Here is a 9,798-nt window from a genome sequence, read left to right as displayed (position 1 = left end):
ACAGGCACCTGCCCCACCTGCCACCAACCCACCCCCTGGCAGCCCTACGACACCACCTAACAAAGCACTACTAGCTAGACTAGCTAGGCAGTAGCGTCTTCATCGCGACGCGCACTGGGTCGGGCACTGAGTGACTGCGCCAGTCAGGCGGGAACACCCCGAAGACCATCGGGCAGGCCATCACAGCACCCGCCACCCCGTACCCCGATACGGGCCGAAGTCTTTCCACCCCGCCCCACGCCGCGATGATGCCCGCGGCTGCTGCCAGGGCAAATGACCACCACTGTGGATGCAGGGGATTTGAGCCCCATCGGGCGGCCTCCGTCATCGCCACCCACGTCAGGTACGTTCCTGCGGCGGCCAGGGTAAACGCCGGGCGCAGCTCCAGGAAAGTCATCACTTTCCACAGCACCACGGCAGCTGCCGCCAGCCATACCAGCAGCGCAATCGTCTCCTGGTACGGAATGCACATCTGTCCGGTCGGCTGGCGTTCGCACTGTGCGTTGCCCGCGTTCTTGCCCCAGTTCCACAGCGGGACTCCCATTGCGGCCAATGCCGCCGTTGCCGCGCCGCATCCGGCTATCTGCACCTGGGTGTTGACCTTCATTGTGGCCCCGGTCGAAGAAGGGCCGGGAGGGAGCCTATGGCGGCCCTCCCGGCCCGGTAGCTTGTGACAGTTGTGTCTACCCAGCGCTCAGGGGCTTCTCCAGCGCGTCGGCGTACAGTCTCGCCCCTGCGATTTTGGGGTGGAGCGTGGAGGACGCTACCGGCTGATCGGCGAGGTCGGGATCGTCGCCCGGCGACTTGTCCAGGACGATCGCGTGGATGTCCTCCGGGTCGCCGCAGGCCCCTTTGTCCTTGAAGTTTGGGATGGGGTCGGAGAAGACGATGTTCGCTCCGGCATCAGCGGCGGCGCCCTTCCTCTCGGTGTCCATCACGCCGGACATCGCGTTGATCCACGCTGCCTCGGGCTGGCCGATACCGGGAATGCAGCCGCCGTCCTTCGACAAGAGTTCGGGGTAGCCCATGAGAACGATCTTGGCGTGTGGCGCCTTCGCTCTGATCTCCTTCAGCGTCGCGGTGATCGCGGGACGCACCTTCTCTTTGATCATCTTGGGTTCGTAATCCTTGAGCGGGCCCGGGTCACCGTCGAGCGTGTCGTCCAGGCAGAAGCCGGTTATGCCCAGTACGCAGGACTGGACGACCTTCGTGAACCGGGCGTCGTTGCCGCCGATGGAGATCGTTACCAGCGTGATGTTCTGATCCAGGTATCCCTGCTGGATCTGCGGGGCCTCGCCGAAGTGCCGCCCCGTTCCCGAGACGTCGTTGGTCACCGCGCCCGAGCATGCGATCAGGTGGTAGTCCATGTCCGGATCCCGCGCGTCGGCCAGTTCGCCCACCGACTTGGACATGCCTGGCAGTGCGGCCTGGCGTGACCAGGCCTTCTTGGAACGATGGCAGGCGTCGCGCAGCTTGGGGTCATCGCCGAGAACGTCGGTCTCGTGGTAGTAGCCCTGGCCAACCTCGCCGTGGTCGCCCTCGACCGACTCGAGGCCCTCGTACACAACCGACTCAAACGCCTGCAGTACCGGCCCGACACCCTCGACGGCTTCATAGCCGGCACCGGCCTGACCCTCGACACCCCGACGTCACCCTGACAAGCCGAAGTCAGTAACGACGTGAATGTGCCTGGGAACCGGCGGCGGTCCGGCAAGATCTCCGTCTCACGAGCCGGTACCGGAGCGGAGTTCCGCCCCTGGCCGGCCCACGCTGGTATGGCATCCCCCTCGTGAAGCCGACCGCGTTGTCAGTGGGGGAACGTAGGATCTGCCGATCCTCACGCGAGGCGCCAGAGCCCTGGAACCGCGTGAAGGAAGCTGGTTGGCAGCGTCGGGAAACGCGGGAAGGAATGGCCGGTGGAGGCAGATCTCCAGGAAGCAGTGGCATGGGGGCGGCAGAGACTTGAGGAGATGGGGGTGTTCGCTGTCAAGGACGGTCTGCGATGGGCTGCTGCTCACGGATTGGTTTTGTCTGTGTGGCGCAATGGCCCGATCGAGGACGCGCACGCCGCTCGGCCGACCAGCCGGCGCAAGGGGATGCCCGACGGGGTGATGTTCGCCCGCAATACCTGGCTCACCCGGCAGGCCTTCGATGTTCTTGGACCGAGTGGCCAGGGTGCGGTGGAACGCTCACGGACTTCGGCTGGGGGTTCCTCGGAGAGATCCAGAAGCATGTGAAGAAGCGGATCGACCAGTTCGCGCACTTCGAGGAGATGCTGGAACCGGACGACTTCCTCGTCTTCGCCGCAGCTCCCCAGATCGGCACTCACATCGATCACTACGGCATGCCGCAGTGGCCTTCGTGCGTGGAAGCGGCTCTGCGCCGACTGCGCGGTGAGGACGCGGAGTTCCTGCACAAGTGGGGCGACTTGATGCAGCGGATCGGGCCGGCACCCGACCGTGTCACCGCGGACATCGATGCGGCGGGCCGGATTCTGCTGGAGTCGCCATGGGAGCTGGGCGCCGACGTCCTTGAGTGGTTCGCCTGGAACCCTGTCCTGAGCAGGCCGGACATTCCCGCGTAGCGCCTGGCCCAGCTGTGCCCTGAGGGCAGCGCTGCGGAGGGTGCGTGAAAAGACAGCAGGACAAGGAGCAGCTGATGAGCGAGCGGACCGGCCACCTCGATACCGGTCCGCGTGACTGGCACTGCCGGAAGATCCACATCCGGGCGCATCGTTGGTACGCCCGGGTCGAGCTCGATCGTGACGGGTACGTCGACGCCGTGTCCTCAAGAGGTGGCACCGCTGAGTTACCCACTGCGTTCACCGATGCGGTCGAGCAGGTCCAGGCCCCGGCCGTCGACCGGTTTTGGTACGACGGCTATCCGGGCGGCTTCAGAAACCGAGCAGCGGCCGGCCTCCGATGCCGGCCTACCGGCGTCGACGCCGGCGCCCGGATACCAACCAGCCCGCGCCCACCGATCGGCACATCGAGCAGGAGGCCAGCCGACAGCGAACGACGCACCGACACCAGGCACGACCGCCCAAGGCCATCGCTCCGGCAGGCGACGAACGAACCGCAGCAGCAAGCCCGACCAGGACACGACCAGCCGAGCAAATCCGCGCAGCCCCGGACGACAACCGACAAGGGGCACCGGACGAGCAACGCCACCCGCCGAGACCCTGCGACGACCTGGTGGCGACCCAGTGGCGGTGGTGACGGCCCGCGGCGACAGCAGCGAGCCGGCAGCAACACGGAGGCGCCGGCCGGCCCGAGCACCAGGCCGGCAGACGCCCGGCGCAGGCATCCGCCAGCCATACCCGCCAGCGCAGCAGGGGCACAGAGGCGCAGCAGGGCGGCGCGGCGAGCGGACGGCAGACACGAACCGGCCGACGGAGGCAACGCGAGCCCGAGGCGAAGCCGACCCAGGCAGCGCGGGCCCGGGCGGCGCGGGCCCGGGCGGCGCGGTGAGCCGGTGTTGTACGCCTTCTACGACGCCTTCCCGGCACCGACTGCGTCACCGATGCCGTCCGCCACCTACAGCCCGACCAGGTCGCCCACTCCTGGTACGGGCGCAGCGGCAACGGCTTCCGGTTCGACCACCTCTTCGTCCCACATCCCCCCATCGCCCAGGCTCGCTCCTGCGATTACCACCAAGAGGCCCGCGAAGAGGGGCTGACCGACCACGTGGTCATGACGCTGCGCGTCGTCCTGCCAACCGCATCGGACCAGCGAAATGAGGCATCGGCCACCAGCATCCGCTGACCGCGCGCGGCCGCGGCGACCGAGCATCGGCGTTTCGGCCAACCCGCCCTCGAAGACGTTTCGCGCACATGGCGGCGGCGCTGCCCCGGATGGTGGGCATGGTGCTGCGCACCGACTGGGAGGCGGACCGGAGGACGCTGGCCGGGGTCGTGGCGGCGCAGCTCGGGCAGGCCGTGACGGCGGGCTGGGGGCTGGTGCAGGTAAACAGCGTCCTCGCCCGGCTCTTCGCCGATGGTCCGACCAGGGACAAGCTGTGCGAGGCGCTGCCATCGCTGGCGGTGCTCGCCGTCGCGGCCGTGGCGAGCGCGATGCTGTCCGCGTGGTCGACGGCGAAGTCGGGCCGGCTGGAGCCGCAGGTGGAGCGGGCGGTCTCCGCCCGCTCCTACACGGCCGTCACCCACGTCGAGGCGGAGGCGGCCGAGCGGCCAGAAGTCCAACGGGTCCTGGAGACAGGGAAGTTCGGCACGGACTCGGCCCGCAGCATGCTGCGGCTGTCGGTGAGCGTGGGCAACGTGACGATCGACACGGTGGCAGCCGCGCAGCGCGCCCTCGATGTCCTCGACCGGTTTCCACCGCCCGGTTGCGCTCGACCTCACGCGCCCGCCGTGCCCGCCTCGATGCTGCCCTCACCGGCAGGCCGGCCGCCGGCGTCGCAGACCTCCACGAACGTGTCCGCGTCCGCACTCCGCTGATCGGCGACCACGGCAACGGAAGCACCTGAGTTCTCCTGGCCCGGCTGCATGCCTGTGCCTCGGGAACGCTCCGAGGGCCGCCGACGCTCAAGCCGGGTCGAGGCAGGCCCGGAGTTCGAGGTGGGTCGGAGCGGTCGTAGGACTCGCGTAGGTCCACACCAGGGGACGCCGTCGGCCGCCTCGTCGACGGCCTCGATGGCAGGCTGCGCCTGGAGGATCACGCGGAAGCCCGTGGGCGCCTGAGCGTCCATTCCTGTTCATCGGCGATCAGCTCACTGACCGCCAAGCCGCGACTGCCGCGACTGCTGCTGAGCGGTCCCCAAGTGCTCGGTTGAGGGGATACGCTCCGCCTCGCTGCGCTGACGTGCCGTGTGACCGCGCGGGCACGCGGCACGTCAGCGCAGCGAGGCGGTACGAGAAGCGCGGCTCGCCCCGGCGACCCTGGGGTCGCCGGGGCGGTCGGCCCAGCGCACACCCCCGTAGTGGCCCGGCCGGTCGATCGCTCAGACCCAGGCGGGGTGGCCGTAGCCCCAGATGAGGTGGCTGGTGCGGGGGTACTTCAGCTGCTGGACCCGGTCGGATCGGTTGCCTTCGACGGTGTAGACGGAGGTGTCGTCGTAGGACGTGACGATCCCGATGTGGTCCTCGCCGTCGTGCCCGTTCAGGTCGAAGAAGATCACGCAGCCTTCCCGCGGCCCGCCCCCGCTGGCTCCGCGGCGGTAGAAGCGGTGGTGGTCGCTGAACCACTTGAGGTGGTCGGGGACGGACTTGTGCTTGCCGCCGATGGCCCCCAGTTGGCCGGCTTCGTGAAAGACCCAGCTGACGAAGATGTCACACCACTGCTCGCCGTCTGCGCCGTACCACCGGCCGTACTTGGTGTGGTTGGTTCCGCTCTCGCGGTACCCGACCTCCTTCTTGGCGATTCGGGCGACCTTCACCGAAGGCGCGTTCGGATCCAGCGGTGCGACCGCGTCCAGCACGGCACGTTCGGCCGGCGACAGCTCCTGGGCGGGGTCGACCCGCCTGGTCGCGTCCGTCAGGGCGGATACCTGGTCGCGGGATGCGGGGAAGGGTTCCCGGGGGGTCATGGACTCGGTCATGCTCACTCCTTTGTGCCGGCTGCGCGGAAGCGCGAGCGGTTGCTCCTCCAGGACGGGGACGGGCCGGACGCCTGGGCACAGGTGGCCGCCGTCGCCTGCCAGACGTCGTCGGGCGCCCGCCGACCACCAGGTTCCGGGCCGAGCGGTTGTTGCGCAGGCCCCTGTCGCGGCGTGAAACAAACGCCCGCGGGCGCGTCGGCGGTCAGGGCCGGCTTCCCCATGCCGGCAACGGTGTTGAGGGCAAGGGCGGGAGGGGGCTTCCGGCGTTCGGTCCGGAACATGGGCAAGGACAGGTCGCCGTGATGCACGCGCGTCACGGCGAGGGCGTCTGTCGATCAGTGAACCGCCGCCCCGGTGTCGGGAGCGCGGGGCGGGGCGGGGCGACGGCGGGGTGTGTGAGATCCCGTCAGGCGCGGCACGGCTGGGCGTAGGGAAGTTCCCGCACGTAGTCGCGCCATTGCCCCGGGGTCAGCAGGCCCGCGGTGCTGGCGCAGATCCGCCGGATCGCTTGGTCGATCCCGAGCGGCGTGAACGCGATCGTGCCATCCAATCCCGCCGTGGCCAGGAATTGCCCGTCCGGGCGGTACGCGGCCGTCGCCATCGCATCGGTGTGTCCTGCGGTGAGCGCCCTGCCCCAGGGGGCCGGTCGGGCGGGGTCGGTCAGATCCCACAGCCGGACGCTGCGGTCCTCGCCGGCGGAGGCCAGCGTGTGGCCGTCCGGACTGAAGCCCACCCAGGTCACCGGGCCGGTGTGCCCGGTCAGGGTGCCGCCGACGGGGGCTGCCTGCGCGGGGATGCGGACGTTCCACAGGCGTACGTCATGGCCGGCGCCGGCAGTGGCCAGCAGCCGTCCGTCAGGGCTGAAGGCGCCCCACCGGGTGCCGCCCGTGTCGCCGGTGCGGATGTCCGGCAGGGCCCTGGGATGGCCGGGGTCGCGGATGTCCCACAGGCGTACCTTGTCATCCTCGCTCGTACTGGCCAGGGTGTGGCCGTCCGGGCTGAAGCCCACCCAGTGGAGGAGGCTGATGTGGCCGGTCAACGGGCTGCCCAGGGCGGCAGGGCGGGTGGGACTGATGACGTTCCACAGCCGGAGACTGTGCCGAGGGCCTCCGGTGACCAGTACCCGCCCGTCAGGGGTGAAGGCCAGCACGCCGTCGGCCTGGCCGGCCTCGTCGGTGTGGATCAGGCCGACCTGCCGGGGGCGGCGCGGGGCGGAGACGTCCCACAGCCGCACGGTGCCGTCGCGGTCGGCGCTCGCGAACAGGTGGCCCCGTGGCTGGAACGCCCCCCGGACGGCGAGGCGCTGCCCCGGCAACTCGCTCAACCGCCTGCCATGTGCCGGATCACGCACGTCCCACAGTCGTACCCTTCCGTCGCTCACGCCGGCCAGGACACGGCCGTCCCGGCTGTAGGCGATGCTGGTGACGCTGCCGAGGTGGCCGGCCAGGACGGCGCGCGGCAGATGCCACAGCCGGACGCTGTAGTCGTCGCTCACACTGGCCAGTGACCGTCCGTCGGGGCTGAACGCCAGCCAGTTGATGAATCCGGCGTGGCCGATCAGTGGTTGTCCGAGGGCGGCCGGATGCAGCGGGTCGGAGACGTCCCACAGCCGGATGGTGTGGTCCGCCCCGGCTGTGGCAAGGGTTCGGCCGTCCGGTGCGAACGCCACCGCGAGCAGGGTGTCGGTGTGACCGGTCAGCGGCTGGCCCAGCGGCTTGGTGTGCGCCGGGTCGGACACGTCCCACAGCCGCACGGTGCCCTCGTTGCCCACGCTGGCCATGAGCCTGCTGTCCGGGCGGAACGCGACCGCGTACACGACGTCGGGGTTGCTCAGCGGCTTCGACCACAGCTGCGGACGGGCCCGGTCGGTGACGTTCCACAGGCGGATCAGGTGATCGTGGCCGGGGGCCGCCACCGTGCGGCCGTCCGGGCTGAATGCGGCCGAGGAGACGGCCTCGCCGGCTCCGGTGAGGGGGTGGCCCAGCGGCTTGGCGTGCGCCGGGTCGGACACGTCCCACAGCCGCACGGTGCGGTCTTGGCCGGCGGTGGCCAGGGTGCGCCCGTCGCGGCTGAACGACACGGAGAAGACGTAGTCGCTGTGCCCGGTCAGCGGCCTGCCGAGGGGCCTGGGGTGCAGCGGGTCGCGGACGTCCCACAGCCGTGCCGTGCGTTCACGGCTCGCGCTGGCCAGGGTGTGCCCGTCCGGGGAGAACTGCAGCCAGTACACCCAGTTGGTGTGGCCGGTCAGCGGCCTGCCGAGAGGGACGGGGTGCGCGGGGTCGGCCAGGCTCCACAGCCGGATGGTGCGATCACCGGCACCCGTCGCCAGGATCCGGCCGTCCGGTGAGAACGCCACGGCGTACACCGCTTGGGAGTGGCCGGACAGCACGGAGGACAGTGCCATGTTCTGCGTGTCCAGCAGGCCCGCGGCGGCTTCATGGTCCGGCCGCAGCCGGTGCGCCGCCACGTACATCCGTGCCGCCAGCGACGGGTCGGTCGCATTGAGCTGGCCGGCCTCGGCCACCATCTGCTGCGCCACGGCACGGTCACGGCCGGCGCGCGCCAGCGAGCGCTGCTGGAAGGCGACGGCAGCGGCCGTCGTTGCGAGCAGGAGAAGAGCGGACACCGCGGCCAGCAGCGTCCGGATACGCCGAGCGGTGCGCGCCGCTGACCGCCGCTCCTGCTCGCGAGCGGCGATGCTGGCGTCGAGGAAGGCGGCCTCGGCCGGGGTGAGGTCCGCGCGATGCCCGGTGAGGCTCTCCTCGGCCGTGGCGAGGCGCGTGCCACGGTACAGGGCCCCGGGGTCCCGGTCGAGCGCGTCCCAGGCGCGGGCTGCCTCGGTGAGCTGGCGGTGGACACGAAGCCGTTCGCGGGCGCTGTCGATCCAGGACTGCAGTCGCGGCCATGCGGTGATCAGCGCTTCGTGTGCCAGGTGCACCTTGTCGCCGTCGAGTGTGACCAGCCGTGCACGGGCCAGTTGTTCCAGCACCGCGGTGAAGGCGGGCCGGCCGGTGGCGCTCAGCGCCCGCAGTTCGGCGTGCTCGGCGGGACGGCTGGTGTCCTGGGCCCCTTCACCGGGCGTGATCAGGCGCAGCAGGATACGCCGTGCGACCTCGGCCTGCTCCGCCGAGAGGCGGGTGTACAGCTCTTCGGCGGTGCGGGTGAGCGCGCCGTGGACACCGCCTGCGGCCTCGTAGGCGGCCAGGGTGAGGGTGCGGCCTCTGCGGCGACGCCAGGTCTCCAGGAGGGCGTGGGACATGAGCGGCAGTCCGCCGGGCTCCTCGGCAACGTCCTCGATGACCCTCGCCGTCAACGCGCGTTCCGCGATCAGCCCGGCGGCCGCAGCGGGTTTGACGATCGCGTCCCGCAGTTCGGCCGGTCCCATGGGGCCGAGCAGGAAGGTGGCGTCGGTAAGAGCCTCGGCCAGCGGACGATGCTCGGCGCAGCGGCCGAGGAAGTCCGCCCGCATCGCGAGCACCACCCGCAGCCTGCTCTCCGGATCCACCGCCCGCACCAGCAGGTCGAGGAAGGCCGCACGCTCGGCCGGGTCCGAGCACAGGGTGAACAGCTCCTCGAACTGGTCGACCACGACCGCCGTGTCACCGGCCTTCTGACGTGCCGTCAACGCCGCCGCGTGGGTGGACACGGGCAACGGCCCCGGGGTGAGGATCCGTATCGCCGCCAGTCGTAACCCTGACGACTCCGTGGCTTGGAGGGACGGGAGGAGCCCCGCGCGCAGGAGGGAGGACTTGCCGCTGCCGGACGCGCCCACCACCGCGACCATGCGGCAGGCCCGCACGCGCTCGGTCAGCTGGGACACGAACTGGTCGCGCCCGAAGAACATATGCCGGTCACCGGGTTCGAAGCGGGCCAGCCCTCGGCACGGGGCGTGCGTGTCATCGGTGTCTTGCGGCTCGGCTGCCGCTTCCCGCGCCGCCGCCTGCCAGCGCGGCTCCCACTCCTGGTGGTCCCCACCGCATGCCCGCACATAGGCAAGTGCCACCTCCAACGACGGCAGTTGGCCACCTCCGGCCGCCCGGGACAAGGTGGCGGCCGAATAGCCCGAGTGCTGCGCCATCTCCCGGTAGGTCGGGCCTCCGGCCTCCTGACGCAGCTTGCGTAAGTCGAAGGCGAAGCGCTCAACCGGCCCGGCCGCCGGATCCAGCGGTCCCTCACGACGCCCCATCGCATCCCCCATGGTCGACCCGAACCGTGAGGACCAACAGTGGCACCGTCTTCGTC

Annotated in this window: 6 protein-coding genes and 1 pseudogene; 3 read left to right on the top strand and 4 right to left on the bottom strand. The window is 70.5% G+C overall.

Annotated elements, in window-relative coordinates:
• Positions 1 to 79: 79 nt before the first annotated feature.
• Both MUU72_RS04915 and MUU72_RS04910 read right to left on the bottom strand, forming a co-directional pair.
• Entirely contained in the window at positions 80 to 607 is a 528-nt protein-coding gene (locus tag MUU72_RS04915; protein ID WP_248011848.1) for a hypothetical protein, read from the bottom strand.
• 76 nt (positions 608 to 683) lie between these two features.
• On the bottom strand, positions 684 to 1,367 hold the full coding sequence (locus tag MUU72_RS04910; RefSeq protein WP_248011867.1) for an SGNH/GDSL hydrolase family protein: 684 nt from the start codon (positions 1,365 to 1,367) through the stop codon (positions 684 to 686).
• 144 nt (positions 1,368 to 1,511) lie between these two features.
• Here MUU72_RS04910 and MUU72_RS04905 point away from each other — a divergent pair.
• From MUU72_RS04905 to MUU72_RS04895, 3 genes and pseudogenes are all read left to right on the top strand, one after another.
• Positions 1,512 to 1,658: pseudogene (locus MUU72_RS04905) on the top strand (IS630 family transposase); the annotation flags it as partial.
• Between the two features lie 575 nt (positions 1,659 to 2,233).
• On the top strand, positions 2,234 to 2,584 hold the full coding sequence (locus tag MUU72_RS04900) for a hypothetical protein (protein ID WP_248011847.1): 351 nt from the start codon (positions 2,234 to 2,236) through the stop codon (positions 2,582 to 2,584).
• Positions 2,585 to 3,832: 1,248 nt separating this feature from the next.
• Positions 3,833 to 4,456 (top strand): hypothetical protein, encoded by a 624-nt coding sequence (locus tag MUU72_RS04895; RefSeq protein WP_248011846.1) that lies wholly within the window; start codon positions 3,833 to 3,835, stop codon positions 4,454 to 4,456.
• Positions 4,457 to 4,959: 503 nt separating this feature from the next.
• On the opposite strand, the gene MUU72_RS04890 is transcribed toward MUU72_RS04895, so the two are convergent.
• The gene (locus MUU72_RS04890) at positions 4,960 to 5,556 is read right to left on the bottom strand and encodes a CHAP domain-containing protein (protein WP_248011845.1); all 597 of its coding nucleotides are present in this window, start codon (positions 5,554 to 5,556) and stop codon (positions 4,960 to 4,962) included.
• 406 nt (positions 5,557 to 5,962) lie between these two features.
• Complete coding sequence (locus MUU72_RS04885; protein ID WP_248011844.1) at positions 5,963 to 9,742, bottom strand: nSTAND1 domain-containing NTPase; 3,780 nt, start codon at positions 9,740 to 9,742, stop codon at positions 5,963 to 5,965.
• Positions 9,743 to 9,798: the final 56 nt, after the last annotated feature.

Source organism: Streptomyces rhizoryzae (assembly GCF_023155275.1).
Classification (GTDB): Bacteria; Actinomycetota; Actinomycetes; order Streptomycetales; family Streptomycetaceae; genus Streptomyces; species Streptomyces rhizoryzae.
Note: the sequence above shows the minus strand (reverse complement) of the source record. Positions and strands in the feature narration are given on the sequence as shown.

Coding starts and splice junctions, on each gene's coding strand:
- MUU72_RS04890 (WP_248011845.1), bottom strand. CDS start 5,556: ATGACCGAGTCCATGACCCCCCGGGAACCCTTCCCCGCATCCCGCGAC.
- MUU72_RS04895 (WP_248011846.1), top strand. CDS start 3,833: ATGGCGGCGGCGCTGCCCCGGATGGTGGGCATGGTGCTGCGCACCGAC.
- MUU72_RS04885 (WP_248011844.1), bottom strand. CDS start 9,742: ATGGGGCGTCGTGAGGGACCGCTGGATCCGGCGGCCGGGCCGGTTGAG.
- MUU72_RS04915 (WP_248011848.1), bottom strand. CDS start 607: ATGAAGGTCAACACCCAGGTGCAGATAGCCGGATGCGGCGCGGCAACG.
- MUU72_RS04910 (WP_248011867.1), bottom strand. CDS start 1,367: ATGGACTACCACCTGATCGCATGCTCGGGCGCGGTGACCAACGACGTC.